Origin of the sequence: Sandaracinus amylolyticus (assembly GCF_021631985.1) — a bacterium.
GTDB lineage: Bacteria > Myxococcota_A > Polyangia > Polyangiales > Sandaracinaceae > Sandaracinus > Sandaracinus amylolyticus_A.
In genome coordinates this window covers 6,647,629-6,674,387 of the sequence record NZ_CP070225.1, presented here as the reverse complement: position 1 = coordinate 6,674,387, position 26,759 = coordinate 6,647,629, and the positions used below count along the sequence as shown (strand labels likewise).

General features: G+C 71.1%; 29 protein-coding genes. 15 read left to right on the top strand and 14 right to left on the bottom strand.

The window, feature by feature from the left end:
- The first annotated feature begins 56 nt into the window (after window positions 1–56).
- Window positions 57–812 carry a tetratricopeptide repeat protein gene (locus I5071_RS28270; protein ID WP_236516107.1) on the top strand — a complete coding sequence of 252 codons (756 nt, stop codon included), beginning with the start codon at window positions 57–59 and terminating at the stop codon, window positions 810–812.
- The gene (locus I5071_RS28265) at window positions 812–1,840 is read left to right on the top strand and encodes a hypothetical protein (protein WP_236516105.1); all 1,029 of its coding nucleotides are present in this window, start codon (window positions 812–814) and stop codon (window positions 1,838–1,840) included. Before I5071_RS28270 ends, I5071_RS28265 begins: the two co-directional genes overlap by 1 nt.
- A 12-nt stretch (window positions 1,841–1,852) precedes the next feature.
- Here the strand turns inward: I5071_RS28265 and I5071_RS28260 are convergent, their stop codons facing one another.
- The 3 genes from I5071_RS28260 to I5071_RS28250 form a co-directional block, all read right to left on the bottom strand.
- Window positions 1,853–3,166 (bottom strand): cation:proton antiporter, encoded by a 1,314-nt coding sequence (locus I5071_RS28260; RefSeq protein ID WP_236516103.1) that lies wholly within the window; start codon window positions 3,164–3,166, stop codon window positions 1,853–1,855.
- Window positions 3,167–3,251: 85 nt separating this feature from the next.
- Window positions 3,252–4,028, bottom strand: coding sequence for a hydroxyacylglutathione hydrolase (gene gloB, locus I5071_RS28255; RefSeq protein WP_236516101.1), 777 nt, complete (start codon window positions 4,026–4,028; stop codon window positions 3,252–3,254).
- Window positions 4,025–4,477 (bottom strand): hypothetical protein, encoded by a 453-nt coding sequence (locus tag I5071_RS28250; RefSeq protein WP_236516100.1) that lies wholly within the window; start codon window positions 4,475–4,477, stop codon window positions 4,025–4,027. Before I5071_RS28250 ends, gloB begins: the two co-directional genes overlap by 4 nt.
- A gap of 49 nt (window positions 4,478–4,526) precedes the next feature.
- Between I5071_RS28250 and I5071_RS28245 the strand changes: the two genes are divergently transcribed.
- The 4 genes from I5071_RS28245 to I5071_RS28230 all read left to right on the top strand — a co-directional run bounded on the left by I5071_RS28245 (window position 4,527) and on the right by I5071_RS28230 (window position 7,464).
- A complete protein-coding gene (locus tag I5071_RS28245; protein WP_236516098.1) occupies window positions 4,527–5,021 on the top strand; it encodes an ATP-dependent zinc protease in 495 nt (164 codons plus the stop codon).
- A gap of 8 nt (window positions 5,022–5,029) precedes the next feature.
- Window positions 5,030–6,100 carry a major royal jelly family protein gene (locus tag I5071_RS28240; RefSeq protein ID WP_236516096.1) on the top strand — a complete coding sequence of 357 codons (1,071 nt, stop codon included), beginning with the start codon at window positions 5,030–5,032 and terminating at the stop codon, window positions 6,098–6,100.
- A 114-nt stretch (window positions 6,101–6,214) separates the two neighbouring features.
- Complete coding sequence (locus I5071_RS28235) at window positions 6,215–6,694, top strand: DUF2267 domain-containing protein (protein WP_236516094.1); 480 nt, start codon at window positions 6,215–6,217, stop codon at window positions 6,692–6,694.
- Window positions 6,695–6,786: 92 nt separating this feature from the next.
- Window positions 6,787–7,464, top strand: coding sequence for a hypothetical protein (locus I5071_RS28230; RefSeq protein ID WP_236516087.1), 678 nt, complete (start codon window positions 6,787–6,789; stop codon window positions 7,462–7,464).
- On the opposite strand, the gene I5071_RS28225 is transcribed toward I5071_RS28230, so the two are convergent.
- The 3 genes from I5071_RS28225 to I5071_RS28215 all read right to left on the bottom strand — a co-directional run bounded on the left by I5071_RS28225 (window position 7,465) and on the right by I5071_RS28215 (window position 9,627).
- On the bottom strand, window positions 7,465–8,343 hold the full coding sequence (locus I5071_RS28225; RefSeq protein WP_236516086.1) for a sterol desaturase family protein: 879 nt from the start codon (window positions 8,341–8,343) through the stop codon (window positions 7,465–7,467).
- A complete protein-coding gene (locus tag I5071_RS28220) occupies window positions 8,343–8,993 on the bottom strand; it encodes a TetR/AcrR family transcriptional regulator (RefSeq protein ID WP_236516084.1) in 651 nt (216 codons plus the stop codon). Before I5071_RS28220 ends, I5071_RS28225 begins: the two co-directional genes overlap by 1 nt.
- Before the next feature lie 112 nt (window positions 8,994–9,105).
- A complete protein-coding gene (locus tag I5071_RS28215; RefSeq protein WP_236516082.1) occupies window positions 9,106–9,627 on the bottom strand; it encodes a hypothetical protein in 522 nt (173 codons plus the stop codon).
- 157 nt (window positions 9,628–9,784) lie between these two features.
- On the opposite strand from I5071_RS28215, the gene I5071_RS28210 reads away from it, so the two are divergent.
- Window positions 9,785–11,545: a serine/threonine-protein kinase gene (locus I5071_RS28210; protein ID WP_236516081.1), complete on the top strand. Its 1,761-nt coding sequence runs from the start codon at window positions 9,785–9,787 to the stop codon at window positions 11,543–11,545.
- Between the two features lie 77 nt (window positions 11,546–11,622).
- Here the strand turns inward: I5071_RS28210 and I5071_RS28205 are convergent, their stop codons facing one another.
- From I5071_RS28205 to I5071_RS28195, 3 genes are all read right to left on the bottom strand, one after another.
- Entirely contained in the window at window positions 11,623–12,033 is a 411-nt protein-coding gene (locus I5071_RS28205; protein WP_236516079.1) for a hypothetical protein, read from the bottom strand.
- A 278-nt stretch (window positions 12,034–12,311) separates the two neighbouring features.
- Window positions 12,312–12,758, bottom strand: coding sequence for a hypothetical protein (locus I5071_RS28200; protein WP_236516077.1), 447 nt, complete (start codon window positions 12,756–12,758; stop codon window positions 12,312–12,314).
- Between the two features lie 231 nt (window positions 12,759–12,989).
- The gene (locus tag I5071_RS28195) at window positions 12,990–13,547 is read right to left on the bottom strand and encodes a hypothetical protein (RefSeq protein WP_236516075.1); all 558 of its coding nucleotides are present in this window, start codon (window positions 13,545–13,547) and stop codon (window positions 12,990–12,992) included.
- Window positions 13,548–13,589: 42 nt separating this feature from the next.
- Here I5071_RS28195 and I5071_RS28190 point away from each other — a divergent pair, with 42 nt between their 5' ends.
- The 5 genes from I5071_RS28190 to I5071_RS28170 all read left to right on the top strand — a co-directional run bounded on the left by I5071_RS28190 (window position 13,590) and on the right by I5071_RS28170 (window position 17,471).
- Window positions 13,590–14,102 (top strand): hypothetical protein, encoded by a 513-nt coding sequence (locus tag I5071_RS28190; protein WP_236516073.1) that lies wholly within the window; start codon window positions 13,590–13,592, stop codon window positions 14,100–14,102.
- Window positions 14,103–14,106: 4 nt separating this feature from the next.
- Window positions 14,107–14,697, top strand: a complete 591-nt coding sequence (locus I5071_RS28185; protein ID WP_236516071.1) for a hypothetical protein — start codon at window positions 14,107–14,109, stop codon at window positions 14,695–14,697.
- A gap of 49 nt (window positions 14,698–14,746) precedes the next feature.
- Window positions 14,747–15,919, top strand: coding sequence for a cystathionine gamma-synthase (locus I5071_RS28180; RefSeq protein ID WP_236516069.1), 1,173 nt, complete (start codon window positions 14,747–14,749; stop codon window positions 15,917–15,919).
- Between the two features lie 92 nt (window positions 15,920–16,011).
- Complete coding sequence (locus I5071_RS28175; protein ID WP_236516067.1) at window positions 16,012–16,593, top strand: hypothetical protein; 582 nt, start codon at window positions 16,012–16,014, stop codon at window positions 16,591–16,593.
- The gene (locus tag I5071_RS28170; RefSeq protein WP_236516065.1) at window positions 16,590–17,471 is read left to right on the top strand and encodes a ChaN family lipoprotein; all 882 of its coding nucleotides are present in this window, start codon (window positions 16,590–16,592) and stop codon (window positions 17,469–17,471) included. The genes I5071_RS28175 and I5071_RS28170 overlap by 4 nt, the downstream gene beginning before the upstream one ends.
- Window positions 17,472–17,578: 107 nt before the next feature.
- Here I5071_RS28170 and I5071_RS28165 read toward each other — a convergent pair whose 3' ends face one another.
- From I5071_RS28165 to I5071_RS28150, 4 genes are all read right to left on the bottom strand, one after another.
- The gene (locus tag I5071_RS28165) at window positions 17,579–18,178 is read right to left on the bottom strand and encodes a TlpA family protein disulfide reductase (protein ID WP_236516064.1); all 600 of its coding nucleotides are present in this window, start codon (window positions 18,176–18,178) and stop codon (window positions 17,579–17,581) included.
- A 37-nt stretch (window positions 18,179–18,215) separates the two neighbouring features.
- Window positions 18,216–19,802 (bottom strand): hypothetical protein, encoded by a 1,587-nt coding sequence (locus I5071_RS28160; RefSeq protein WP_236516062.1) that lies wholly within the window; start codon window positions 19,800–19,802, stop codon window positions 18,216–18,218.
- Between the two features lie 137 nt (window positions 19,803–19,939).
- Window positions 19,940–20,554, bottom strand: a complete 615-nt coding sequence (locus tag I5071_RS28155; protein ID WP_236516053.1) for a TlpA family protein disulfide reductase — start codon at window positions 20,552–20,554, stop codon at window positions 19,940–19,942.
- Between the two features lie 17 nt (window positions 20,555–20,571).
- Complete coding sequence (locus tag I5071_RS28150) at window positions 20,572–21,495, bottom strand: hypothetical protein (RefSeq protein ID WP_236516052.1); 924 nt, start codon at window positions 21,493–21,495, stop codon at window positions 20,572–20,574.
- A 283-nt stretch (window positions 21,496–21,778) separates the two neighbouring features.
- Between I5071_RS28150 and I5071_RS28145 the strand changes: the two genes are divergently transcribed.
- From I5071_RS28145 to I5071_RS28135, 3 genes are all read left to right on the top strand, one after another.
- On the top strand, window positions 21,779–23,140 hold the full coding sequence (locus tag I5071_RS28145; protein ID WP_236516050.1) for a hypothetical protein: 1,362 nt from the start codon (window positions 21,779–21,781) through the stop codon (window positions 23,138–23,140).
- 162 nt (window positions 23,141–23,302) lie between these two features.
- Window positions 23,303–23,686 carry a prepilin-type N-terminal cleavage/methylation domain-containing protein gene (locus I5071_RS28140; protein ID WP_236516048.1) on the top strand — a complete coding sequence of 128 codons (384 nt, stop codon included), beginning with the start codon at window positions 23,303–23,305 and terminating at the stop codon, window positions 23,684–23,686.
- Between the two features lie 174 nt (window positions 23,687–23,860).
- Complete coding sequence (locus tag I5071_RS28135; protein ID WP_236516046.1) at window positions 23,861–24,781, top strand: phosphatase PAP2 family protein; 921 nt, start codon at window positions 23,861–23,863, stop codon at window positions 24,779–24,781.
- Here I5071_RS28135 and I5071_RS28130 read toward each other — a convergent pair.
- On the bottom strand, window positions 24,778–26,757 hold the full coding sequence (locus tag I5071_RS28130; RefSeq protein WP_236516044.1) for an alpha/beta hydrolase family protein: 1,980 nt from the start codon (window positions 26,755–26,757) through the stop codon (window positions 24,778–24,780). The two genes, I5071_RS28135 and I5071_RS28130, sit on opposite strands and share 4 nt — an antisense overlap.
- Window positions 26,758–26,759: the final 2 nt, after the last annotated feature.

The following is a 26,759-nucleotide window of genomic DNA, read 5'->3' as shown; positions in this document are numbered from 1 at the left end:
GTCCACACCGACTATCCTCGTCGCGCGCGAAGGCGTTCGCGCGAAGGGGGAAGTGGATGCGACTCGGGATCGCCGCGATCGTGATCATGGGCATCGTCCTCGCGGTCGCTCCACGAGCGGGCGCACAGGAGAGCGGAGGCGACGACGCCGCGCGCGCCCACTTCGAGGCGGGACGTCTGCACTTCGATCGCGGCGCGTACGAGGCGGCGCAGCAGGAGTTCGAGGCCGCGTACGAGCTCAGCGGGCGACCCGCGCTGCTCTACAACCTCTATCTCACGGCCGAGCGTCTCGGCGATTTCGACACCGCGATCGCGCACCTCGAGCGATTCCTCGCCGAAGGATCGCCCTCCGACGAGCAGCGCGCGCAGCTCGAGCCGCGGCTCGAGAACCTGCGCACTCGACGCGAGCGCATCCGCTCGGGCGCCGAGCCGGAGCCCGAGCCGGAGCCGACGCCGCCTCCCGCGCCGGCGCGTCGCGAGGGCGATCTCGTCCCCGCGCTCGTCGCGTTCGGCGTGGCCGGCGCGGCGCTCGTCTCGTTCGCCATCACCGGTGGGCTCGCGCTCGCCGAGGACGACGCGCTCTCGAACGGATGCGGCGCGACCGACCGCTGCACCGACGACGAGGTGTCGACACTGTCCGCGCTCGTCGTCGCGGCCGACGTCAGCTGGATCACGGCGGCAGTGGCGGCGAGCGCGGGCGTGGTGCTGCTCGTGACGCTCGGATTGCCCTCGAACGAGACGGAGACCGCGTCGATCGCGCCATTCGTCACGCCGGATGGAAGCGGCGGCGTCGTCGTGCAGGGGAGGTTCTGATGTTGCGCTCCGGATCGACGCTCCTCCTCGCCTCGATGCTCGCGACCGGCTGCACGATCGCGCTCGACCCCGGCCGCCATCAGGGCGCCGTCGACGACGATGCGGGCTCGGAGCCCGACGCGGCCACGAGCGATGGTGGTCCGCGCGACGCCGCGCAGGGCGACGAGGACTCGGGTGGCGGCGGTGAGTGCGCGGGCGGAGGCGTGTGCGAGCCTGCCGCGCCCCTGGGATGGAACGGACCGATCGTCCTCGTCACCGGTGCCGACGCCGAGCCGCCCGCGTGCCCTGCGAGCGCGCCCTCGACCGCGTTCATGGCGCGGAGCGAGCTGAGCGCGCCTGCCGCGACGTGCGACTGCGCGTGCACGCCGCCCGCCGCGGGCGCGCTGAGCTGCGGCGTCGGGACGATCACGACGACCGGCAACACGATGTGCATCACGATCCCGACGAACCACGCGACGATCTCGGACGGCCAGTGCCGCTCGATCCCGACGCTGCCGAGCACCGGCCGTTGGTCGGTCACCGCGCCGATGTTCTCGTCGAGCGCGGGATGCACGCCGGCGCCGTCGACCGACGTGCCGCCGATCGCGTGGGGCGCTTCGCATCGAGGCTGCGGGTTCGGCTCACCGGTGTCGTGCGGGGACGCGCGCGTGTGCGCGCCGTCGCGCGGGACCGGCGAGCGCCTGTGCGTGTGGGCCGACGGAGACGCGACGTGCCCGGCCGTCTTCTCCGAGCAGCTCACCACCGCGGCCGGCGCGGACGACGAGCGCGGATGCTCCGAGTGCACGTGCGGCGCGCTCACCGGCTCGTGCGGAGGTCACGTCGACATCATCAGCCAGTGCCCGGCGGGCGCGACCACGATCGCGTACGAGCGCATCGGCGTGAATTCGTGCACGCCTGCGAGCTCGATCACGAGCCCGTACGCGCTCGCGAGCTTCTCGCCGAGCGGGAGCTGTCCTCCGAGCGACCCGACCCCGACCGGCACGGCGACGCCGACCGGAGTGCGCACGGTGTGCTGCGTCCCCGAGTGAGCTTCGTCGCGCTCAGTGATCGGCGCTGGTCCCGTTGCCCTCGACCGCTTCGCCCGCGCGCGCGAGGGCGAAGCGGAAGAGCGCGGGCGCGATCAGCTCGTTGATCGACACGATGCCGAGCGTCAGCACGCCCGCGGCATCGCCGAACTCCGGGAACGTGCGCGCGAAGAGCATCGAGAGCGCGATCGCGAGGCCGGCCTGCGGGAGCAGCCCGAACCCGCCCCACTTCGCCACCGAGGGCGGCGCATCCGCGAGCCGCGCCGCCGCGTAGGTGCCCGCGTAGAGCCCACACGCGCGCACCACCACGAGCACCGTCGCCGGCACCGCGACCAGCGGGATCAGATCGAGGTGGATCGACGCGCCCGCGACCGTGAAGAAGAGGATGTAGACCGGCAGCGACGCGTCCTCGAACCCCGCGCGCAGCGCGTGCCCGGCGTGCGCGACGTTCTCCACGAACATCCCCGCTGCGAGCATCAACAAGAGCGGATCGAGGTGGAGCCGCCGTCCGATCTCCGCCGCGAGGAAGCACACCACGAGCACGAAGAGATCGACGCGCACCCGCACCACGCGGTGGTAGACCGCGAGCAGCACGCCGATCACCACGCCGAGGCCCAGCGATCCGAAGAGCTCCCACGCGAGCGCGCGCAGCGTGCCCTCGACGTCCATGCTCCCCGCGAGCGCCGCGTGCGTGACCGACGACGCGAGCGCGAAGAGCACGATCACCACGAGATCCGCGACCACGACCACGCCGAGCGCGGTGCGCGCGACCGCTCCGTCGGCCCCGGTCTCGGCGCGGATCGCGACCACCACCGCGGGCGACTGCGCGACGATCACGACGCCGAGCGTCGCCGCGATCGCGATCGCCTCGAGCAGCGGGCGATCCGCGAGGAACGAGAGCTGATCGCGCATCACGAACACGGTCACGCCGAGCACGATCGCGGTGCCGATCACCGCGATGACGCTGATCCACCCGATCGAGCGCATCAGCGGGCGCATCGCGCGGAAGTCCATCTCGCTGCCCGCGGTGAGCGCGATCAGCGCGGTCGCCATCCCGTTCACGATCGTCAGCGCGGAGACGACCTGGTGATCGAGGTACGCGAGCACGGCGGGCCCGGCGACGATCCCCGCCGCGAGGTACCCGGTGAGCTTGGGCAATTTGGCCGCCGCGAAGAGCTTCCCCATGTGCCACGAGGCCAGGAGGATCATCCCGATCGCGAGCAGCACCGCGGCGGGCAGGTGGCGCGGATCGAGCTCGCCGGTCGCGCGCGCAGCCTCCATCAGACCCGCGACGGCTGCGATCGTCGCGATGTGGCGCAGGACCTTCACTGCGTGACGAGCGCTGGGGCGCGACCTCGGGACCGACTCACCGCGCGATCATACCAGACGCGATCGTTGGGGCCCCAACGATCTCTCAGAACGCGTCCTTCGCCTGGCGGAGGCGCGCGAACACCTCGTCGTCGGTATCGGCCTCACCGCGCGACTTCGCGTAGGTGCGCACCGCGTTCGAGTCCCACCGCAAGAACGGGTTGGTCGCGAGCTCGTCCGCGATCGTCGCGGGCACCGTGACCCGCCCTTCCTCGCGCGTGGCGGTCACCGCCTCGAGCCGCGCCGCGATCGCCGCGTCGTTGGGCTCGATCACGCGCGCGAACTCGAGGTTGCGCTTGGTGTACTCGTGCCCGCAGTAGACGCGCGTCTCGGGCGGAAGGGCGCGCAGCCGCGCCAGCGATGCGCGCATCATCGGCATCGTCCCCTCGAAGACGCGCCCGCATCCGCCGAGGAAGAGCGTGTCTCCGGTGAAGACCATCCCGCCGCCGGCGTACGCGATCGCGCCCAGCGTGTGCCCGGGGATCGCGAGCACCTCGAAGCGCACCGCGCCGTGCTCGACGATCTCTCCGTCGGCGAGCCCGCGCGTCTGCTGTCCGATGTTCGCGTTCGTCGCGTCGTGGGCGCTGCCCAGCACCGCGGCATCGGGAAAGCGCGCGAGCAGGCCCGGGATGCCTCCGACGTGATCCCAGTGGTGGTGCGTGCACCAGATCGCATCGAGCGCGAGCCGCTCGCGATCGAGCAGCTCGAGCACCGCCTCGTGCGTCGAAGGATCGACCGCCACCGCGCGCCCCGCGTCGCGATCGACCAGCAGGTAGCCGTAGTTGTCGCGCAGCAGCGGGACCGTGAGCACCTCGAGCGTCATGACCCGTCTCCTCCGCTCTTCACCAGCACCACGCCCTGCGCGAGCACCGAGAGCGTTCCGATCGCCACCCCGACGAGGGTAGGCACCAGCGATGCGCCGAACATGAACGCGAACGTCGACGCGATCGTCGGCAGCTGCGGGATCGACGCGGTGATCAGGAAGACCTGGTTGCGGACCGCGTCGATCTGCACCGGCGCCGCGCTGGGCCCGAGCCGCGCGATGCGCCGCGCCGCCATCGCGCGCTGCGCGAAGGTCCCCGCGATCCCTGCGAGCGCCGAGATCCCCACCAGCAGCCAGGCGAGCGGGGTCAGGAAGGGCTCGAGGAACGCGCGCACCGTCTCGAAATCGGGTGGGAACAGCAGCCAGCGCAGGACGCTCTCGAACGCGAGCGCGATCGGCGCCGCGAGCACCGTCGCGGCGACCAGGACGATCGTGCTGCCCCGCTTCATGCGCGCGAGCGTACTCGATGCGCGATGTGGTATTCGCTCCGGAGCGTCGATGAGCGATCGAGCGAGCGTGCAGGTGATCGGCTGGCGCGAGTGGATCGCGCTGCCCTTGCTCGGCATCGAGTCGATCAAGGTCAAGACCGACACCGGTGCGCGCACTTCCGCGCTGCACGCCGACGACGTCGAGCGCTTCACCTCGCGCGGACGTCCGATGCTCACGTTCGTCGTGCACCCGCTGCAGCGCGATCGTGGGCTCGAGGTGCGCTGCGAGGCGGAGATGATCGACGAGCGCTTGATCCGCTCGAGCCACGGCGATCAGCAGCTCCGCCCGGTGATCCGCACGCCGATCGAGATCCGCGGGGTGCTCTGGGAGATCGAGGTCACGCTCACGCGGCGCGACGTGATGGGCTTCCGCATGCTGCTCGGGCGCGAGGCGATGCGCGGGCACCTTCTCGTGGACCCGGGCCGGAGCTATCTCGGCAATCCGTCGCCTTATCGGCGCAAGAAGAAGCGCAAAAAGAAGAAGGCGCACGACGTCACGGAGTGATGATCCGCATGCGAAGGTCCCTCGCCGTCTCGATCGCGCTCTCGCTCACCGGCTGCGGCGCGAGCCCGCCGCCTCCGACGCGTCCACCTCGGGAATCGACGATCGAGCTCGTCGCCGAGTCGCCGCGGCGCTGGACCGGCATCGCGATCCGCCCCGAGGGTCGCGTCTACGTGAGCTATCCGCGGTGGAGCGACGACGTGCCGATCTCGGTCGCGATGCTCGATCCGAGCGGCGCGCCGATCCCGTACCCCGACGAGCGCTGGAACGCGTGGCAGCCCGGTGAAGATCCGCGCACCCACTGGGTCGCGGTGCAGAGCGTGACCGTCGATCGCGAGCGGCGGCTCTGGGTGCTCGATCCCGGCAATCCGCGGTTCGCGGGCGTGATCGAGGGTGCGCCCAAGCTCGTCGTGTTCGACGACCCCGAGGACACCGACGAGGCACCGCGCACCTACTCGTTCGCGCCGCCGATCGTCAGCGCGAGCTCGTACCTCAACGACGTGCGCATCGACGTCTCGCACCACCACGCGTACCTCACGGACTCCGGCGACGGCGCGCTGGTGATCGTCGATCTCGAGAGCGGCCTGACGCGCCGCGTGCTCGACGGACATCCGAGCACGCACGCCGAGGACATCACGCTGCGCATCGGTGGTCGCCCGTTCTCGCGCGAGGTGAACGCGGACGGCATCGCGCTCGACGAGGACGGAGGCTGGCTCTACTTCCAGGCGCTGCGCGGGCGCACGCTCTATCGCGTGCCTACCGAGGTGCTGCGCGATCCCGACGCCGACGATGCGGCGATCGCGAGCCGCATCCAGGTGCTGGGCGAGACCGGCGCGTCCGACGGGCTCGAGTTCCACGACGGACGCGTGTGGCTGACGTCGCTCGAGCACGACGCGATCCGCACCTTCGTGCCGGGCCAGGGCTCGCCCGAGATCGTCGTGCAGGACCCGCGCATCGCGTGGCCCGACTCGTTCGCGATCGGCCCCCAGGGCCAGATGTACTTCACGACCGCGCAGATCCACCTCGGCGACGCGCCGCCCGATCCGTTCCGCATCTTCCGCGTGGTCACGCCCTCGCCGTGACGTCGGTGCGCGCGTCGTGGCGCACGGCGACGTCGCCTCACGCTCCCTCGCGCGACCCCTTCGCAGCGACGAGAGCGCACGCCGCTTGCTCCGTCGCGCTACGAGGGATGCGCCATGCAGACGAACCGCACGATCGACGCGTTCGAGACCACGATCCAGGCGACCCACCAGTGGATCAACGAGTACGCCGACTACCTCGGACAGCTGCACCCGCCGCTCGCGTATCGCTGCTTGCGCGCGGCCTTGCACGCGATTCGGGATCGCCTCCCGGTCGCCGAGGCGGTCGCGCTCGCGGCGCAGCTGCCGATGTTGCTGCGCGGCGCGTACTACGAGGGCTGGGTGCCGAGCCACACGCCCCACGCGATGCGCACGCCCGACGAGCTCTACGATCACGTGAGCAAGGAGCTGAGCAGCGGGCTCGCGGCCGCGCCCCGCGACGTGATGCTCGCCGCGTTCGAGCTCCTCAACGATCGCATCGACGAGGGCGAGGTCCGCAAGGTGCGGCACCTCTTGCCCGAAGAGCTGCGGCGCCTCTGGCCCGAGCCGATCCCGCACATCCCGAGGCCGTCCATCGAGCATCCCGGCAGCGCGTGATCGATCGCCTCGGTACGCGACGCGAGACGCGCGCACGTCCGTGGCTCCGGTCGCACGCATGCGCCTCAGTTGCGGATGGATCCGACGCGGCGATGACTCTGTTCATCGTGCGCTCCACGAATTGTACCGCGCTCGTCATGGCGCTCTCGATCGTCCTCGCGACGCCCGCTGCCGCCGCGCAGGATCCAGCGCCGGCCATCGAGGCCGTCGCGAGCGCCGATCAGGACGCGCAGCGGCTCCGTCATCTGCTCGGCGTGCGCGAGACGATGGCCGACTGGATGACCGGGCTCGGCATCGCCGCGTGGTTGTCGCTCACGACCACCGCCATCCTCGGCGCGATCAGCTTCCACGATCGCTACGGGTTCGCGGCGTCCTACGAGGACACGCCGTGCGCGCAGGGCACCGCGGTGTGGAACGGCTACTGCGAGGGCACGGTGTGGCCCCACGCGATCGCGGGCGGCATCACGACGACGCTCTACGTGACCACGTCGATGCTCGGGATGTTCATGCCCGACCCGCTGCACCTCGGCGATCAGGACGACGCACGCGGCCGGCGCATCCGCGTCCATCGCACGCTGCGCATCGCGACGACGTCGTTGATCATCGCGCAGGCGCTCCTCAGGCTCTTCATCTCGAACGCCGACGACTGGTTCGGCATCGAGCGGAGCCAGCATTTCGATGCGATGCAGGCGCTCAGCGCGACGCACCTCTTCCTCGGCGTCGCCGCGATCGTGTCGCTCTCCGCGCAGGGCGCGGTGATGGTGTTCTGACTACGAGCGCGCCAGTCGCGCGCGCAGCACGGCGCTGGTCTCGCCGCGTCCACCGGGCGCCCAACCCGGCGGGCCGAACACGTAGCCGAGCGCGTCCCGCAGCGAGCGTGCGCGGACCACGTCGCGCGCGATCGCGAGCCACTCGTGGAACGCGATCTTCACCGGGTGGAACGTCTCGAGGTTCTTGGTGAGCCCGTAGTCCGGCGTCTCGGCCTCGGGCTCGAACGTGCCGAACAGACGATCCCAGATGATCAGGATCCCGCCGTGGTTGCGGTCGAGGTACTTCACGTTGCGCCCGTGGTGCACGCGATGGTGCGAGGGCGAGTTGAAGATCCACTCGAAGGGCCCGAGCTTGGGCAGCCACTCGACGTGCAGCCAGTACTGGTAGAGCAGCGAGATCGCCTGCTGCACCAGGATCATCCCGGGGTGGAACCCGAGCAGCGGAAGCGGGAGCCAGAACACGATCCCGGTGAACGGCGTCGTCCACGACTGCCGCAGCGCGGTCGAGAGGTTGTAGTGCGTGCTCGAGTGATGATTGACGTGCGCCGCCCAGAAGAAGCGCGACTCGTGGCTCACTCGATGGAACCAGTAGTAACAGAAGTCCTCGCTCACGAAGAGCAGCAGCCAGACCCACCACGCGTCGATCGGCAGATCGAAGATCCGGTGCTCGTAGAGGAAGAGCCAGAGCGCGATCACGCCGATCTTCACGACGCCCGCGATGAGCACGTTGCCGACGCCCATCGTGAGGCTCGCGAACGTGTCCTTCGTCTCGTAGCCGCGGACGCTCGCGCCCTCGCGGACGAGCTTGCGCGCGTAGACCCACTCGAGCGCGACCGTGAGGATGAACGCGGGGATCGCGTAGTAGATGAGCGTCGACATCACCCCCTCCGCCGGGCTCGCGAGCCCGTCTTCGACTGCGCTTCCGGCTCGACCGCCGCCGCGAGCTCGTGCACCGCGAGGCGCTCGAAGAACGCGAGGTGCTCGCGCTCGCGCCGCTCGTCGTTCGAGAACACGCCGAGCGCGACGCCCTGCATCGCGTAGACGACCGCGTCGACACCGCTCGCGAGCCCCGGGTGCGACGCGAGCTCGGGCAGGAGCTCGCGCGCCTCGCGCTGGATGTTCGCGTTGTGCGCGGCGAGCAGCGGCTCGAGCGCGCGGCCGAGCTCGGGATCGGTGCGCGCCGCGAGATAGACCTCGAAGAGGCCCTGCATCGCGGGCAGGCGGAACACCTTCCAGAGCGCGGCGACGCCGACGCGGAGGCGCGCGTCGAGATCGGCGGGGGTGCGCCCGGGGAGCGCGTCGCGGAACGCGTCGACCAGCGAGGCGAGCACCGCTTCGACGCACGCCGCGAGCAGATCGAGCTTGGTGGGGAAGTGCTTGAAGAGCGCGCCCTGCGAGACCTGCGCGCGCGCCGCGACGGCAGACGTGGTGGTGCCGCGCAGACCTTCTTCGACGAGGAGCGTGCTCGCCGCCTCGATCAGGCGAGCACGGGTGGCGATCGCACGGGCCTGCTGCGGCGCTTGGAGCACGCCGTCAGGCTAGCAGAAGAAAGTGAGCGGTCACTTTCTTTCTGGAGGATGACCCTCGAGAGATCCGGGAATTTCTAAGGAGAGCAGGAAGTTAGGAAGGCAGGAGGCTTCTTCAGAAGCCGCCGACCGGGCGGCAGTTGTCGAGGAGGCCGAGCGCGATCACCGGGGCGCACAGCGCTTCGACCTGGACGTCGGTGAGCGCGCGCGAGCGCTGCAGCCGGCGGTAGCAGTCGACCGGCGCGGTCGACTCCGCGCAGCGACACAGGCCGATGCGCTGGGGATCGGTGATCGTCAGCCGGTCTCGCGCTTCGAGGTAGCACTCGATCGGCGCCGACGACCACGCGCCGCCGCAGAGCTGCGCGATCTGCTGGTCGGTGAGGCTCGTGCGGCTCGCCGCGACCTCGTAACAGTTGGCCGGCGCGTCCGGCTCGGGCGCAGGGCGCTCCTCCGGCGCCGGCACCGGGATCGGCACGATCACCGTGCGCTGCACGACGCCGCCGTCGAGCTCCGCGACCACCTCGTCCTGCGCCGCGGCCGACTGCGGCGGCCCACAAGCCGAGCAGCCGGACAGCGAGATCGCCCCGGGCACGACGACGAGCGCGAGCGCGATCGCGAGCGGTGCGCGAGAGGTCATGAGGTCACCAACAAGCAACGGGCCCGCCAGCCACGTACATCGCGAAACTCCGAGGATCGCTGGTGTTCGTGCGTGGCGCGGCGCCGCGATCGCCGCGTCGTGGCCTGCGCGCTCGAGACGCGCTGCTCCGGTACAATCGCGCGGCGAGGGAAGCGCGATGAAGATCTGCCCTGCCTGTCAGCTCAAGTACACCGACGCCGACTCGCGCTGCCTCGTCGACAACACCGTGCTCGAGACGCTCGCCGACGAGCGCATCGGGACGCTGCTCGGCGGCCGCTATCACATCGAGAAGGCGCTCGGCGAAGGCGGGATGGCGGTCGTCTATCGCGCGCGCAACGCGCTCGTCGATCGCCCGGTCGCGGTGAAGATCATGAACCCGCAGCTCTCGCGCGACGCGGCGCTCAAGGAGCGCTTCCGCCGCGAGGCGAAGAACGCGGCGGCGATCGCGCACCCGAACATCATCGAGATCCACGACTACGGCGAGACCGACGACGGCACGTCGTATCTCGTGATGGAGCTGCTCGACGGTGCGCCGCTCGATCGGATGATCGCGAACGGGCCGATGGCCGCGCCGCAGGTGTGCACGCTCGGCCTGCAGATCGCGCGCGGCCTCGCGCGTGCCCACGACTTCGGCGTGCTGCACCGCGACCTCAAGCCCGAGAACGTGTTCGTCTCGCGCGGCGCCGGTGGCAAGCCGGTCGCGAAGATCCTCGACTTCGGCATCGCGCGCTCGATGCACGATCAGCGGCTCACGAGCGCCGGTCAGATCTTCGGCACGCCGCAGTACATGGCGCCCGAGCGCGTGACCTCGATCGACTCCGGGCCCTCCGCCGATCTCTACGCGCTCGGCGTGATGCTCTTCGAGATGCTCACCGGTCGCCTGCCCTTCCAGGCCGACGACATCCCCGCGTTCCTGATCCTGCACCTCCAGGCCACGCCGCCGAAGCCGAGCGAGCTCGTGCCCAACGTGCCGCGACGTCTCGAGGAGCTGATCCTCCGGATGCTCGCGAAGCGTCCCGAGGATCGCCCGGTCGACGCGCACCAGGTCGAGAAGGAGCTCGCGGCGATGGCGCCCGCGGAGGCTGCGGAGCTCCCCACCGAGCACCAGTCCGTGCTGCCGCGTCCCGCGGCGCCGACGCTGCCGCCGACCACGCTCGAGCGCTGGGCCGCGCGCACCGCGCTCTTCGATCAGATGCTCGAGCGCGCCTATCCGCGCGGCGATGCGCCGCCCGATGTGCGCCAATCGTTGGGCGAGATCCGCGAGGTGATCCGGCGCATGCACGAGCTGCGATCGGCGGGCCTCAAGGAGCAGCGCAAGCTCGAGTCGATGGAGGCGATGGCGCGCGAAGGACGCCAGCGCCTCGGCCACGCGATGAACGTGCTCGGCACCGATCTCTCGTCGGCGCGCGAGGCCGCGCGGACCGCGCACCAGGAGGTCTCGCCGTACTTCGACGCGGAGCGCAGCGCCGAGCGCGTGTATCGCGACGCGCATCGCAAGCTCGCGGCGAGCTTCGGGCTGAACGAGGCGAGCGCGCCCTCGCAGGCGCTGGTCGTCGCGCACCGCGAGCTCGCCGACGCGCTCGATCGATGGCTGCTCGCGCATGGCACCGCGCAGCGAGCGCGAGAGTGGGTCGAGAGCAAGCAGCGCGAGGTGAAGGACCTCCAGTTCCAGACCGAGGCGATCCGCGGTCAGCTCGATCGTCTCGAGTCGAGCTTCGAGCAGGATCGCAAGTCGCTCGAGCAGGCGCTGGAGCACGCCGGGCGGGAGATCGACGCGCTCGACAAGCGACTCATGGAGCTCGCGACGCGCTTCCTGACGCCGCTGCGCGCGCGGCGCGAGCTCGGCGATCTGATGCAGCGCCTCGAGCAAGAAGGAACGCCGGCGAGCGGGCTGCAGCGTCCGGGCTCGATCGGCTGAAGGAGTGACGGCCGCGCTCCGCGAGGAGCACGGCCGATCACGATCGAGGGCGAGGCGCCGCCCTCACGCGCATCCGATCACAGGAAGCCGGGCGGCAGCGGGTGGATCTGGATGTTGCCGTGGAGGATCTCCTCCTCGTCGGGCGTCTCGTAGTCCGTCGTGGGGCAGTCGATCCGGATCGTGTACTCGTCACGAGCCGGCGCGTTCGCGCCCTCGCCGTGGTCCTCCGCCTCGACCTCGAACGTGCAGTCCTCCCCCTCGAACGTGCCTTCACCGCGGAAGACGATCTCGGCGAACCCGGCCTCCGGCGGCTCCTCGTCGTTCGCGTTCACGAAGCACGCGACGAAGTTGATCGTGTGCCCGTGGAAGTGCTGCCCCTCGTGGGTCACGTGGTTCCACTCTCCGGTGAAGTCGCCGCGCCGAGGCGCCGCGTTGCCACCGAACGAATCGGGGTCCTCGCCCACGTCGATCTGTCCGCCGCCGGTCATGCGGCAGAGACCCGGCGGGGGGCCTGCGTCCTCTCGCCGCCCTGCGTCCTCTTCTTTCTGCCCGGCGTCGACTTGCAGGTGGGCCGCGCCCACTCTTCCGGTGTCCGGGTCGCTGGTACAACCCACGAGAGCGATCACTCCGGCCATCACACCGATCATTCGCTTCATGTCGTCGCGCCTCCCGCGCTGACATGCAGGTAGGTGCTGGCGCGGTAGTGAAAACCTCCACTTCGAGCGAACCACACTCGAGGGCCGCGGCCCACATCGCGTGTCGCGTCCTACGGTGCTCCCTGCACATCGACGGCGATCGGGATCGACGCGCTGTCGAGGGGCGCTCCTCCACGGAGCGGCGTGAGCACGAGCTCGATCGATCCCGCGACGTCCTCGATCGAGCCGCAGTTGAACTCCACCGCGAACACCATCACGTCGCCGGGCTCGATGGTGATCGACCAGTCGTCGTTGATCGGCCAGAAGAGCTCGGGCTCGAGCACGTCGACCGCGATGATGTCCTCCGCGATCGACAGCGTGACCGGCCCGCTCGCGTCCGCGCCGAGCTCGACCTCGAGCTCTCCGAGATCCTGCGGGCACTCGGTCACGCCGTACTCGTGCACGTCCAGGAGCGCCTCGCGGTGCACGAGCGAGGCGCTCTCGCCCGCGCTCTCGCACGCTCCGCATGCACCGACCAGCGCCACCACCACCACGCCTCGTCCGATCGCGTTCGTCACTGCCCACCCCCGTGGTCACATGGATCGACCGCTGCGCGCGCCGCGCATCACCGCGCGGTGCCCACACGATCGTCGTCGCCACCCGGTTCGCGCCGCCTCGCCACACCTCGGCCCGGCGCTCCGGCATCCGGACAGCACGTGGGCTCGAGGCGCGGCGCCACAAGAGCGCCGCGATCCCGCGATGCGCGCCACGCATCGCCGGGCGGTGAGCGATGCGTTTCGCGCATCGCGTCAGGTGCGCGCGCGCCAGCTCTCGCCGTGCGCTTCGAGCGCGCGCTTCACGCGATCACATCGCTGCCGGAGGTCCTCGAGGCAGGTGACGATCACGTCGGCGAGCTCCTCGGGCGCGCCCAGCGCTCCGTCGCGCGGATCGAACGAGCGCGCGAGGCCGTCGGGATCGAGCGTCCAGCGCAGCGGATCGCCGACGCGCCGCAACACCACGACGCGCGCGATGCCGGTGCGCGCGGTGAGACGCTTGCGGACCTCTTCGACGTCGAGCTCGGGCGGTGCGTCGCCGGCGATGGCGTAGAGCTCGATGCCGCGGAAGTCGCTCCAGTGCGGGCTCGCGTCGTGCTCCTCGGGCTCCGGCCACACCTCGGGCCGCGCCTCGACGACGAAGGGGCCGAGGTTGCGCGCGAGCTCGCGGTAGATCGTCGGGAGCACGACGCCGAGCCGCGCCGCGAGCGCGTCGAGCGCGGCGTCGTCGGGCGGATGCTGCGAGCCCGCGACGACGAAGTCGGGGCGGAGCCGGCGCATCGCTTCGTACACGTGCTCGAGCGTCGTCGTCATGCGCCGCGCCATCGTACCCGAGCCGCGCTACCTTCGGCCGCGATGCGCAGGATCGTGGTCGGGATCGCGTGCGTGCTGCTCGCGTCGTGTGGCGGTGGAGGTCGCGCCGAGGAGCCGGTGCAGGCGAGCTCGAGCGGCGGCGTGGTCGTCGTCGAGGCGAGCGAGATGCCGCCGGCGGAGATCGCGACGAGCTCGGGAAGCTGCACCACGACGTTGCGCGTCTACGGCGTGACGGTGCGACAGGGCTGCGTGATCGACGAGCGAGTGACCAGCGCGCCGGGGTCGCTCTCGTATGCGTGCGAAGGCGGGGCGGCGAGCGCGACGTTCGGCCCGTCGGTGTTCCAGGGCACCGTGAGCGCGAGCGGCGAGGTCACGCTCGATCTCCAGACCGGCTTCGACTTCAGCGATCGATGTCATTGGACCACCAAACAATCGATCCGCGGCGCGCTCGGCAGCGGTGTGCTCGCGTACGAGTACCGCGAGGAGCCCGACCCCGGTCAGCACGGGTGCGCGGCGGCGTGCATCGGGACCGCCTCGGTCGCCGTGGCGAGATGACGTGATGGACGAGCGCACGCGCAGATCGCTCGTGATGGGCGCAGCCGTCGTCGCGATCGCCGCGATCGCGATCGCGGTCGCGACGAGCGGATCGCACGACGACGCGGAGCCCCGCTCCAGCGAGCCCCGCGAGGTCGAGGCGCGATCGAGCTCGTCGTCGTCGTCGTCGGGGCTGGGATCGCCGGCGGTCGCCGCGCCGCACGCGCCGGTGCTCGACGCGGGACGACCCGATGCCGGCACCGAAGCGATCGCGATCGTCGAGCAGGCCGCACCGACCCCGGCGGCGGCGCCGCCTCCGAGGGAGCCCGCGCCGCCGCCGCGCGAGCTGGTGCGCTTCGCGCGCCCGATGACGCTCGAGGACGATCTCGAGCACGCCTCGCGCTTGTACGACTACATCGTGGTCCGGCGCGCCGACCTGCGGCGGCGCATCGAGGAGCGCGAGCGCGACGGCGACGAGTCGGGGCTCGCCGCGATGCGTCGCGAGCTCGAGGGGCTCGATGCCGCCGAGGGTGACGCGCGTGCCCGCGTCGACCGGATCGCCGCCCAGCTGCGCGAAGCGCGCGGCTCCGAAGGAGAGGGCGAGCAGGCCCCGTGAGCGCGCGCTCTTGCCTCCCGTCGCGGCCTCGCGCTACGCCGCCGCGACCATGCAGAGCGATCGTCGCCACCACATCGACACCCTCGCCGTTCACGCAGGCCAGGAGCCCGATCCGGTCTCGGGCGCGGTGATGCAGCCCATCGTGCTCGCGAGCACGTTCGCGCAGCCGAGCCCCGGTCAGCACAAGGGCTTCGACTACTCGCGCAGCGGGAACCCGACGCGGCAGGCGCTCGAGCGTTGTCTCGCCGCGCTCGAGGGCGGCAAGCACGGCATGGCGTTCGGCTCGGGCTGCGCCGCGATGACGACGCTGCTGCACGTGCTGAAGCCCGGCGATCACATCGTCGCGGGCGACGACGTGTACGGCGGCTCGTTCCGCATCCTCGACAAGGTGATGAAGCCGCTCGGCATCACCCACACCCAGGTCGACCTCGGCGATCTCCGCGCGTTCGAGAGCGCGCTGCGCCCCGAGACGAAGATCGTCTGGCTCGAGACGCCGACGAACCCGATGCTCAAGCTCGTCGACATCGCGGCGGTGTCGGAGATCGCGCGCAAGCGCGGGTGTCTCGTGATCGTCGACAACACGTTCGCGACGCCGGTGCTCCAGCGCCCGCTCGAGCTCGGCGCGCACGCGGTCGTGCACTCGACGACGAAGTACCTCAACGGCCACAGCGACGTGGTCGGCGGCGTGGTCATCACGAGCGACGACGAGCTCGCGCAGCGCGTCGGCTTCCTGCAGAACGCGATGGGCGGCGTCCCCGGTCCCTTCGACTGCTACATGGTGCTGCGCGGCGTGAAGACGCTGCACCTGCGCATGCAGCGCCACGTCGAGAGCGCGCGCTCGATCGCGGCGTGGCTCGAGGCGCACCCGCAGGTCGAGAAGGTGCACTACCCGGGGCTCGCGTCGCACCCCCAGCACGCGCTCGCGAACCGCCAGATGAAGGGCCCCGGCGGGATGATCTCGTTCGTCGTGAAGGGCGGCATGCCCGCGGCGCGCGCGCTGCTCGAGACCGTCGAGATCTTCGTGTGCGCCGAGAGCCTCGGCGGCGTCGAGTCGCTGATCGAGCTGCCCGCGATCATGACGCACGGCTCGATCCCCGCGGCCCAGCGCGCCGCGCTCGGCATCCACGACGGGCTCATCCGCATCTCGTGCGGTGTCGAGGCGCACGACGATCTCCACGGCGACCTCGAGCGCGCGCTCGACGCGGCGCGCCGCGCGAGCTGAGAGGACGGGCGCGCGGAGCTCCGGGCCCGGGGCTCCGCGCTGCAAGTAGCGGTCGCGACGGGGCTTTTGCTAGCCTCTGCCCAGGAGAACCCATGCGCCACGCACGCTTCGTCTTCCTCGCGGCCACGATCGCGGCCTCGCTCACCAGCTGCACCGACTCCGGCCCGGCCGGTGTGTACGCCTACATCGAGTGGCGGCTGCGCTGCGACGAGATGCTCGGCTGCACGGCGTACCCCGATCGCTTCGTCGACGGATTCGACGGCGAGGGCGCGCGCATCTCGTGCAACGTCACCGAGACCTCCGACGCGCGCACGCTCAACTTCAGCGCGTTCGCCGACGACTTCGGCATCCAGGTGCAGAACGCGACGTTCCCGCTCGGCGGCGCGACGCCGGCGCCCGCGGGCTGCCAGGTGCGCGTGCTCGACGACAACCAGTACGTCGGCGGCTGCGGCGGCAACCCGCCGAGCGCCGCCCAGCCCTGTCAGGTCAGCGGCGTCTCGTTCGGCCGTGACGACGAAGGGCGCGCGCTGATCTCGGGTCAGATCTTCTGCGTCGGCATCTCGCCCGAGGCGGCGCCGAACATCGATCGCGAGCTCACCGCGCCGGGCCCGACCGCGCGCACGACGCCCCTCACGTTCAACATCTACGACTGCCCCGGCTACCAGCCCGATTGATCGCGCGTGCTCTCTTCGCGGCGTCGGCCGCGCTCGTGATCGCGGCGTGCGGGGGCGCGCCGGCGGCGACCGAGCGCACGACGCCGCGCTCGTCTCCGTCGACGCCGATCGTCGACGTGCGCACCGGCGCGCGGATGACGCTCGAGGAGCTCGCGATCGCGCTCGACGTCGCGCGCGTCGTCTACGTCGGCGAGCGACACGATGCGGCGGCCGATCACGAGGCCCAGCGCGCGGTGATCGCGGCGTTGCTCGCGCGCGGTGGCTCGCTCGCGATCGGGATGGAGATGTTCCAGCGTCCGTTCCAGGCGCCGCTCGACGCGTACGTCGCGCGCTCGATCGACGAGGCCGAGATGCTCCGCGCGACCGAGTGGCAGGAGCGCTGGAACATGGACTTCGCGCTCTATCGTCCGATCCTCGAGCTCGCGCGGGATGCGGGCGCGCCGGTGGTCGCGCTCAACGCGCGTCGCGAGCTGACGCGCACCATCGCGCGCCAGGGCGATGCCGCGCTCACGCCCGAGCTGCGCGCCGAGCTCCCCGCGGAGATGGTCACCGACGACGCGGCCCATCGCGCGATGATCATGGAGGCGTTCGGCGAGCACCCTGGCATGGAGCCGGCGGTGCTCGAGCGCTTCTATCTCGCGCAGCTCGTGTGGGACGAGACGATGGCCGAGCGCGTCGCGTCGACGCTCGCGAGCGAAGGCGCCCCGGCGCGCATGGTGGTGCTCGCGGGGCGCGTGCACGTGCAGGGCGGGCTCGGCATCCCGCAGCGTGCAGCGCGTCGGGGCGCGGAGCCGTACCGCGTGGTGATGCCGCTGCTCGAGGAAGAGCTCGAGGGCGCGGCCGAGCTCTGCGACTACGCGTTCGTCGTCGCCGAGTGATCGATCATTCGCCGAGGACTCAAATCGGCTCGCCCGCCGGTCCCTGGCGTCGGCGCGCTTCGCGCGCTCCCGTCCGGGATCTGCGGGACGAGCACTCCGGCAAGGACTCACTGCACGAGACGCGCGACGCCCTCGCTGATCGCCTGCTGCTCGGCGGGCGCGAAGCCTTCGCGCTCCCACACGATGCGCCCGTCGCGATCCACCCAGATGCTGAACGGCGCGCTGCGGCGCGGGTTGATCTGCGTGGTGATGCGGGTGTCGAGGTCGGTGACGACGTCGAAGGTCACGCCGAGCCGGCGTGCGGCGGGGCCCGCGCGCATCACGGTGCGCGCGTCGTCCATGCTGATGCCGACGACGCGCAGCCCGCGCTCGCGATAGCGCTCGTAGAGCGACTGGTAGAAGGGCAGCTCCTGCTGGCAGGGCACGCACCACGTCGCCCAGAAGAGGATCACGACGGGGTGCTGCCCGAGGTGATCGGCCATGCGGAACTCACCGCGCGACGGGCCACCGGTCGCCGCAGGGAGCGTGAACGGCGGGGGTCGGCCACCCACGCGCGCGAGCGCGCTCGACGCGCCGAGGACGGGCGTGCTGGCCGGGACCGCGGCCATCGACGCGGCGGTGATCGTCGCGCCGAGCGCGAGCACGAGCGAGAGTCGCGAGATTTCGCGGCGGTGAGTCCGCGAACCAACAAGCACTGCCATCGACATCCTCCGACGCAACCTTGGTCGCGAGACTTCATCGCCGTCACAGGCGACCGACGAACTGCAGCATGAATCCCTCGAACGCAGGGACCGTGCGGCACACGCCACCGGAGCAGATCTGCCCGCCCGGGGTCTGACCGACGAACGCCTTCAGGAACGTTCCCGGGTCGAAGCTCCAGCGCGCCTCGATCGACGGGTACCACGCGCCGCCGAGCACGTTGTAGTCGTACTCGGGCTGCTCGCGACGCATCAGCTCGTCGAGGCGGAAGTCGCTCCACCGCAGCGCGACCGTGAGCGCGAGCGGAACGCCCCACGAGTACGTGATCGACGCGCCGCCGACCTGGAAGTCGCGGTAGTCGTCGAACCCGAGGAACCACGTCTCGACGCGGTGGTCGACCGACACGTCGAACGAGTGCTCGCCGCTGCCGACCGTCACCTCGACCTGCCCGTGCACCATGCGGCGATCGAGCGAGCCGATGCCGGTCTGCGCGGAGCTCTCGTCGGGATCGTGGAGGAACTGCTCGTGGCGATAGCCGAGCACCACGTTCGTCGACCACACGAACTCTTCGCCGAACTCCTGGCGACGCGCGAGCGAGCCCCAGGTGTGGCTGACCAAGGTGCCGTCCCAGGGATCGCGCCCGTGCTCGCCGAAGCCGTAGAGCGCCTCGTTCACCGAGAAGCTCCACGGCCCGGGCAGGAACGCGTAGTCGATGCGCACCGCGCCACCGCGTCGATTGCCGACGCCGCGCAGGAGCTGTGGCCCTTCGTACTCGAGCGTCGGCGCGGCGCTGTAGATGCGCGACGCCTGGGCCTCGGTCGTGCTCGGCGCGACGAGGTAGTTCTCGTAGTCCGCCCACTCGACGAGCACGGTGAGCTCGTCGCCCTGCACCTGCGCGCTCGCGTACACCGCGCGACCGAATTCCTGCTCGTCGCGCCCGTCGAACGTGTACGTGCGGCGCAGCCCGTTCGCCTCGCCGTAGATGGCGAGACGCCCGTCGAAGAGCGCGGGCGCCTCGACGCTCCAGCCCGCGACGTCGACCGTGCGGTGCTCGAACGCGACGAGCGGGTCGTCCATGAACCACACGCGATCGCCGTGGAGGCCGATCGTCAGCGGGACGTCGCTCGGCACCGTCAGCTCGACCTCGCCCGCGATCACCAGATCCTCGGGCTCGGCGACGATGCCCAGCGTGATCGGATCCTGGTTCTGCGGGTTCGCGAGGCCGACGTGGAGGCGCGCGTCGACGTGCGATCCGTCGTAGCGCACGTGCCCGCCGCGGAGCGCGTTGTCGACCGCGAGCAGATCGACCTTCCGGAACGCGAGCGCGATGCCGCGCCCGAGCACGAGCTGCGAGTCGCCCGCCTCGACGAGCCACTCGTCGTGCTCCCAGCGCAGCGCGATGCGCTCGGGACGCACGTCCCACGTGACGTAGCAGAGCACCTCGTCGCCCGGCGGGCAGCGCGTCTGCTCGAAGATCGTCGTGGGCAGGAACGCGTCGAGGCGGACCTCGAGGCGCAGCTCGTCGCTCTGGAGCGCGAGATCGAAGCGCTGGTAGAGCGATCCGAAGTCGTCGTCGTAACGATTGAAGTCGTAGTTGTTGCCGCGGTAGCGCAGCGTCGTCGTGCTGGTCATCGAGAACGTCGTCGTCCCGATGAAAGGCAGCTCGAACGAGAGATCGTCGGCGTGTGCCGGCGCTGGCGAGACCAACGCGAAAGCTGCGAGCGCCAGGGCGAGGGCGCCCTGGATCGCACGCGTGGCGCGGAGGCGCGTCACTCGCCGAGCAGTCGATCGAGCGCGGCGGTGATCGTCTCGAGCTCGTTCGAGACGCCGACCTCGTGGTGCACGATCACGCCGTTCGAGTCGACGATCAGCGTGGCGGGCAGCGCGTTGTCGGGGAAGTAGATCTGGGTGAGCTGGTTGGGATCGGTCAGCTCGGGGAACGTGATCCCGTAGTTCTCGACCCACTGCTGGCAGTACGCGGGCGTCGGAGGCGCGGGCCCGGGATCCTGGATCAGGACCTGGACCACGCGGACACCGCGATCGGCGTACGCCTCCGCGATGTTCGACTGGATGAGCGCGGCTTCCATGTGACAGGGTTGGCACCAGCCGGCCGCGATCGTCAGGACCGTGAAGGTCGCGTCGCAATAACCCTCGGCGGCGCCATAGAACTCGAACGGCGTGCCGTCGCAGCGGTTCAGCGTGAACGGGCGCAGCGTGCGCCCTTCGCTCGTGCCGTACGGACCCTCGGGGGGCGCGCACTGCGCGGGGTCGCCGGAGTCCGCCGTGGTCGAGCCGGCGTCGGGATCTCCCGCGTCGTTCGAGCCGCAGCCCGCGAGCTGGACGACGAGGAGAGCGAACGAGATGACGAGACGAACGGTGCGCATCGGAGAATCTCCTGAGCTCATCGGCCGCAGACGTTGCTGACGCTGCCGTCACTGCGGGGGACTTGGCGACACTGGTAACCGGTCGGGCACGCGGTGCTCGCGCAGTCGATCGGCAGACACACGCCGTTCTCGAACGACGCGCTCGAGCTCGCCGTCTGGAACGTCTGGCGGCACGCGTAGCCGGGGCGGCAGTCGGCGGACGACGTGCAGCCGTCGAGGCACACGCCGAGGTCGCCCTCGGTGAGGCTGCCGTCGGGGAAGCACACGTCGGTCTCGCCCGCGCAGCCCGCGCGCGGCAGGACCGGGCCCGAGAAGAAGAAGTTGCTGTTGTAGCCGGCCGGCAGGATGCAGCGGCCGATGCACGAGCCACCGACGAAGCCGCTCGGCGTGCCGCCGTTCGCCTCGAGCAGGCAGGCCGCGCTGCGGCACTCGTCGTCACCGCCGCAGGGCTCGCCGACCGCGGCGCCGCTCGGCTCGCTGGTGCCCGCGGGCACGCACTGCGCGGAGTTGCGCTCGCACGTGTAGCCCGTGCTGCACTCGGCATCGCTCGAGCACACGCCGATGCACACGCCGCCCGACGGCGGGAGCTCGCCCGCGCACGTGTAGGCCACGCGCCCGCAGTCGAGCCCGTTGCGGCACCTCTGCTCGCAGTACGACTGGGTCTCGCCCTCGCGGCGCACGCAGTGGTGGTACGAGCCGAAGGCGTCGCAGGGCGTGCGATCGTCGCACGGGACCGAGCAGTGGCCGCCGGGGAACCCGTGGTCGTCACGGCGGCAGACCGCGCCCTCGCCGGGGCATTGCGAGTCCTCCACGCAGGGCCCGAAGAGCTCGCTGGCGACGAGCGCGTCGGTGCCGGCGTCGTCGGCTGGGGGCGAGCTCTCGTTGCACGCGGTGAGAACGAGCACGCAGTGAAGTGCGACGAAGAATCGAGATCGGCTCATCGAGGCGCCGAGCATTCGTGTCGGCGTCGTGCATGTCAAAGCCTGTGTCGCGTTCACCAGCGCTCTGCTATCCAGTCGCGCCATGCATCGCGGCATCGCTCGCTCGTCCCTCCTCGCCCTCTCGCTCGTCCTCGCTGCATGCGACGAGAACCCAAGGCCCGACGGGGGATCCGACGCGGACGCGGGGTCGACGCCGGACGCCGGTCCGCCGCTCTCGTGCGCGACCACGACCGTCGTCGAGCCGGTCATGGGCACCCCGAGCAGTGTGACTTTCGACACGGCGATGACGGAGGAGCGACCGCGCGATCTCGGGCTGAGCTGCGGCAACCCCGCGGCCGAGCTCCGCTGGGCGCCGCAGGAGGTCGTCGAGCTCCACGTGCCGGGCTCGGGCCTCGTCGCGATCGAGCTCGACACGCTCGCCGGGACCTCCGACACGTTCAACACGGTTCTGCAGGTCCGGCGCACGTGTGAGGACGTGCCGCAGGGGATCTTCCCGCCGACCTGCTTCGACGACGTCGATGCGGTCGAGTTCCGCAGCCGCGGCGCGTTCACCGCGACGGGCGGCGAGGTCCTGTACATCGTCGTGACCGGCTACAGCTCGCCGCCGGCCGAGCAGGGCACCGTCGATCGCGGCGTCGTGCGGCTCGACATCACGGCGCGCCCCGACACCGCGCCCACGCTGACGTCGGGCTTCGTGCGGCTCGCCAACCAGGACGTGCTGGTCGGCGCGGTGGGCGAGGACGCGGAGGCCGACGCGGTCGGTGTCGCGATGAACTTCCTCGGGCCGACGGGCGAGCTGCTCGACATCTACGGCGACGGCGCGGCGACGATGGACGGCGACGTGTTCACCGTGTTCTTCGACGAGCGGCCGACGACCGCGGCGTACGACGGGCGCGCGCTCGTGCTCGGCAGCGAGGTGACGCTCGCGGCGTTCATGCGCTCGGCGATGGTGAGCCGCGTCGTGCTGCGCGCGTTCGACTCGGCGTTCGCGACGAGCGCGCCGCTCGAGGTCGAGGTCGAGGAGGCCGAGCTCGTGGGCCTCGGCGAGGCGTGCGACGACGAGCACGTGTGCCGGCTCCCGATGACGTGCGGCGGCGACGGCACCTGCACCGTGACCGGCCCCGCGGCGGCGGTGTGCACGGGCGCGACGGTGATCGCGATCGAGGCGCCGACGACCACCGCGACGACCGCGACGGTCACGGGCACGACGGGCGCGGGCTACGGCCACTACGAGCAGGGCTGCGCGGTCGGCACCGGCAGCCGCGGCGCGGAGCGCGCGTACTCGGTCGTGGTGCCCGAGGGCACGTTCGATCTGATCGCGACGACCGACCTGCCGGGCACCGGCAGCACCGACACGATCCTCGCGTTGCGCGCGGTGTGCCCCGACTCGGGCACCGAGCTCGCGTGCAACGACGACGCGGCGATGTCGAACCTCCAGAGCACGATCGAAGAGCGCGACCTGGCGGGCGGGACGTACTTCCTGATGGTCGAGATGTTCGGCGGCATCGGCAGTGGGACCGCGCCCCACGCGCTCCAGGTCACGCTGCGCCCGGTGCTCGGCGCCGGCGCGGCGTGCGATCCCGCGGGCGTGCAGAACCGCTGCGCGACGGGCGCGTGCCCGGCGGCGGCCGTCTGCCCGGAGTGATCGACGCGGAGTGACAGCGGGTCGCGCGACCGCGCGCGGCCCTCGTCACGATGTCACGCGGAGTGCCGCGATCGCGCGAGGAACGCGCGAATTCGCGTGGCACCTCGCGTGCTCTGCGCCTCGTCGCGCTCGCGCGTCCGATGCGAGCCGAGGAGGAGTCCGATGAGCCCGACGAAGAGAGCAGCGCGGCGGAGGCGTCGCGCCGGCATGACGTTGGTCGAGGTGATGATCGTCGTGATCATCATGGCGATGATCGCGACCGCGGTCGGCATGGCCGTGCTGCCCGCGTTGATCGACTCGCGCGAGCGGCAGGCGCGCGCCGACGCCGCGACGATGCAGAGCGCGGCAGTCGCGTACCTCGCGAGCACGGGCTCGCGCGACTGCCCGACCACGAGCGAGCTGATGGAGTCGCGCATGCTCAACGGGCAAGGCCGCGCGCGCGATCCCTGGGACCACGAGTTCGTGATCGAGTGCGAGGGCGGCGACGTCTGGGTGCGCTCGATGGGCGCCGACGGTCAGCCGGGCACCGAGGACGACATCCTCTGACGGATCGACGAGCGCGCGCAGGTACACACGGGACCGGCGCGCGCTCGTGCGCCCCGCACGTGCGATCTCGGGGCTGGCGCATTCGAGCGCGCGACTTAGCTTGGCTCGCCGTCGCCGACGATCGCTCTCGCCAGCCGCGCGAGCGCGCGTATGTCGAATACGTTGGGAGGGCGCGTGAGGAGAAGGCTGGTCCTGGTCTCGCTCGCGGTCGTGGGCGTCGCGCTGTCGCATCGCGTCGCGTCCGCACAATCGGTCGACGCGCGACGCACGCCCGTCGTGCCGTACGCCGGCTCGGCGCTCACCGGGAGCCTCGTCACGCTCGGCTCGGGCGTGCGGCTCTTCCTCTTCACGCCGACCATCGAGCAGCGCATGGTCGCGGGCACGTGGCGCGGCGGCGTGCTCCTCGACGAGCCATTCCGCGGTGCGTTCCGGCTGCGCGGCGTCGACGCGCAGGAGATCGCGCGCGTGATCAGCGACGTCTCGCTGATGGTGACCGTGTTCCAGGCTGCGGCGATCGACGCCACGCTCGTGCCGCTGGTGCAGGGCGATCCCGATCTCGCGTGGCAGGCGAGCGCGGCGTACGCGCTCGCGCTCGGCCTCACGCTGAGCGTGGGACAGGTGATCAAGCTCGGCGCGGGGCGCGCCCGACCGTACTCGCGCGAGTGCACGGAGGACCCGTCGCGACCGGGGTGCACCGACGGTCAGGACACGTACCAGTCGTTCTACAGCCTGCACACCGGCGTCGCGTTCACGTCGGCGGGCTTCTCGTGCGCGATGCACGCGTCGCGCGGGCTCTACGGCGATGCCGCGGCGGACGGCGCGTCGTGCGCGGTCTCCGTCGCGATGGCGGCGACGACCGGCATGCTGCGCGTGCTGTCCGATCGACACTATCTGTCCGACGTGCTCGTCGGCGCGCTCACCGGATTCCTGGTCGGCTATCTCGTGCCGCTCGCGATCGTGCCCGAGCGCGGCGAGCAGCACGCCGGTCACCGCGAGGCGCCCGACGTGACGTGGGCCGTCGCGCCGCTGCTCTCGACGTCGACGTCGAGCACCAGCGGCCAGACCGTCGGCGCCAGTGTGTTCGGGACGTTCTAGCGGAGATGCCGCTCGAGGAACGCGGCGATCTGCCGATACATGTGCACGCGATTGCGGAGCTGACGCACCCCGTGACCTTCGTCGGGGAAGCGCAGGTACTCGACCTCGACCCCCTGCGCGCGCGCCGCGCGCACGAAGCGATCGGACTCGCTCACCGGATCGCGCGGATCGTTCGCGCCGTGCTCGACGAGGAGCGGCGCGCGCATCCGCTCGATGTGCGTGATCGGCGAGAGCTGCACGAAGAACTCGCGATCTCCCGGATCGTCGATGTCGCCGTACTCCAGTCGATCCGAGGCGCGCAGTTGCGGACTGGCACCCTCGAGCGCAGTGACCCAGTCGCTGACTCCGACGAACGAGACGCCGGCGCGGAATCGATCGGGGAAGTGCACCAGTGCGGCGAACGTCATGAATCCGCCGTAGCTGCCGCCCATCACCGCGGCGCGTGACGCGTCGACTCTCCCGCTTCCAGCGAGCCAGTCGAGCGCGTCCGCCATGTCGTTCACTGCGTTCGGTCGCGATCGCTGGTTGTCGAGGCGCGCATAGCGCTTTCCATATCCCGTCGATCCGCGGAAGTTGAGATCGAAGATCGCGATCCCACGCGCGAGCAGATATTGCTGCACCGCGGAGAACGCCGGGCGCGCCTGCGCGGTCGGCCCTCCGTGCACGTTGAGCAGCACCGGCGGCAACGACGTGCGCTCACCGGGCGGCAGATAGAGCAGGCCGTGGATCGTCTCGCCGTCGCGCGCCGGGAAGTCGACGTGCTCGGGCTCGACGAGCGCCGTCGCATCGATGCCCGCGAGCGTCGAGCGTGTCGCGCGACGCAGCGAGCGATCGCGCAGATCCCAGATCCACACGTCGCCGGGCACGCGCGGGCTCGACACGTCGATCGACATCACGTCGGCGTGCTCCGCGAACGCGATGCGATAGGTGCCGGGCGGCAGGTCCGCGGGGATCGGCATCGCACGGTTCGTGCGGCGATCGCGCACCTGCAGCGTGGAGCGACCGCCGGTGTTCTCGGTCCACGCGAGCACGCGCCCGTCGTGCGAGACCGCGACCTGCTCGACGTCGTGCGCGGGGGTCTCGACGAACGAGAGCGCGCGCGTCCGCGCGTCGACGAACGCGAGCGCGGCGAAGTCCCGACCTTGGTCGCTGACGAGATAGAACCCGCTCGAGTCGGGCAGCCACTCGATCGACGAGTACGTCGAGGGCTCCTCGCGCGGCGCGAAGAGCGTGGTGAGCTCGCCGCTCGCGAGATCGAGCAGGTGCAGATCGTTCGCGTCCTCCCCGCGGATCTCGCCGATCACCAGCGCGCCGCCGTCGGGACGCCACGCCGCGACGTAGTAGCCGACGCCGCCCGCGTGCACCTCGCGGTCCTGGCCGCTCGCGAGATCGACGACGTGGATCACGAAGCGATCGCTCGAGCCGTCGGTCGTCGCGTACGCGATCTTCGATCCGTCGCGCGAGAAGCCGCCGAACGCGCGGAACGACTCGCTCGGCGGGAGCAGCTCGCGCTCGTGTGTTCCGTCGGGGCGCACGAGGTAGAAGCCCTCGCGCTCGTTGCCGGCGCGATCGGTGCCGTACGCGATCCAATCACCCGCGGGCGAGACGTCGTGGAACGTGACCGACTGTCCGAACGTGCGCTGCTCGGGCCAGCCGCCTTCCGACGAGACGGTCCAGAGCTGCGGCTCGCCGGTGATCGAGCTGCGGAACGAGAGCCACGATCCGTCGGGCGCGAGGCGTCCCGCGTACGCAGTGCGGACCAGCAGATAACGAACGACGTCGGGCTCGGTCGCGCCCGCGAGGCCGACCTGCACCGAGCCGACCTGGGGCACGTCTTCGGGGCGCGGTGGGCCCGCGGCGATCTCGGTGGTCGGTGGAGTCGTGGTGGGCTCGGGAGGAGGTGTCGTCATCGTGGTGGTGCGAGCGCCGCAGCTCGTGAGGAGCGCGAGCAGCGCGAGAGAGAGGAGGGCGCGCATGC

Coding starts and splice junctions, on each gene's coding strand:
- gloB (WP_236516101.1), bottom strand. CDS start 4,028: ATGACGCTCGAGGTGCTCACGGTCCCGCTGCTGCGCGACAACTACGGC.
- I5071_RS28150 (WP_236516052.1), bottom strand. CDS start 21,495: ATGAGCCGATCTCGATTCTTCGTCGCACTTCACTGCGTGCTCGTTCTC.
- I5071_RS28250 (WP_236516100.1), bottom strand. CDS start 4,477: ATGAAGCGGGGCAGCACGATCGTCCTGGTCGCCGCGACGGTGCTCGCG.
- I5071_RS28245 (WP_236516098.1), top strand. CDS start 4,527: ATGAGCGATCGAGCGAGCGTGCAGGTGATCGGCTGGCGCGAGTGGATC.
- I5071_RS28265 (WP_236516105.1), top strand. CDS start 812: ATGTTGCGCTCCGGATCGACGCTCCTCCTCGCCTCGATGCTCGCGACC.
- I5071_RS28225 (WP_236516086.1), bottom strand. CDS start 8,343: ATGTCGACGCTCATCTACTACGCGATCCCCGCGTTCATCCTCACGGTC.
- I5071_RS28180 (WP_236516069.1), top strand. CDS start 14,747: ATGCAGAGCGATCGTCGCCACCACATCGACACCCTCGCCGTTCACGCA.
- I5071_RS28175 (WP_236516067.1), top strand. CDS start 16,012: ATGCGCCACGCACGCTTCGTCTTCCTCGCGGCCACGATCGCGGCCTCG.
- I5071_RS28160 (WP_236516062.1), bottom strand. CDS start 19,802: ATGACCAGCACGACGACGCTGCGCTACCGCGGCAACAACTACGACTTC.
- I5071_RS28155 (WP_236516053.1), bottom strand. CDS start 20,554: ATGCGCACCGTTCGTCTCGTCATCTCGTTCGCTCTCCTCGTCGTCCAG.
- I5071_RS28130 (WP_236516044.1), bottom strand. CDS start 26,757: ATGCGCGCCCTCCTCTCTCTCGCGCTGCTCGCGCTCCTCACGAGCTGC.
- I5071_RS28240 (WP_236516096.1), top strand. CDS start 5,030: ATGCGAAGGTCCCTCGCCGTCTCGATCGCGCTCTCGCTCACCGGCTGC.
- I5071_RS28215 (WP_236516082.1), bottom strand. CDS start 9,627: ATGACCTCTCGCGCACCGCTCGCGATCGCGCTCGCGCTCGTCGTCGTG.
- I5071_RS28210 (WP_236516081.1), top strand. CDS start 9,785: ATGAAGATCTGCCCTGCCTGTCAGCTCAAGTACACCGACGCCGACTCG.
- I5071_RS28270 (WP_236516107.1), top strand. CDS start 57: ATGCGACTCGGGATCGCCGCGATCGTGATCATGGGCATCGTCCTCGCG.
- I5071_RS28140 (WP_236516048.1), top strand. CDS start 23,303: ATGAGCCCGACGAAGAGAGCAGCGCGGCGGAGGCGTCGCGCCGGCATG.
- I5071_RS28165 (WP_236516064.1), bottom strand. CDS start 18,178: ATGTCGATGGCAGTGCTTGTTGGTTCGCGGACTCACCGCCGCGAAATC.
- I5071_RS28235 (WP_236516094.1), top strand. CDS start 6,215: ATGCAGACGAACCGCACGATCGACGCGTTCGAGACCACGATCCAGGCG.
- I5071_RS28205 (WP_236516079.1), bottom strand. CDS start 12,033: ATGACCGGCGGCGGACAGATCGACGTGGGCGAGGACCCCGATTCGTTC.
- I5071_RS28185 (WP_236516071.1), top strand. CDS start 14,107: ATGGACGAGCGCACGCGCAGATCGCTCGTGATGGGCGCAGCCGTCGTC.
- I5071_RS28195 (WP_236516075.1), bottom strand. CDS start 13,547: ATGACGACGACGCTCGAGCACGTGTACGAAGCGATGCGCCGGCTCCGC.
- I5071_RS28145 (WP_236516050.1), top strand. CDS start 21,779: ATGACGGAGGAGCGACCGCGCGATCTCGGGCTGAGCTGCGGCAACCCC.
- I5071_RS28190 (WP_236516073.1), top strand. CDS start 13,590: ATGCGCAGGATCGTGGTCGGGATCGCGTGCGTGCTGCTCGCGTCGTGT.
- I5071_RS28230 (WP_236516087.1), top strand. CDS start 6,787: ATGACTCTGTTCATCGTGCGCTCCACGAATTGTACCGCGCTCGTCATG.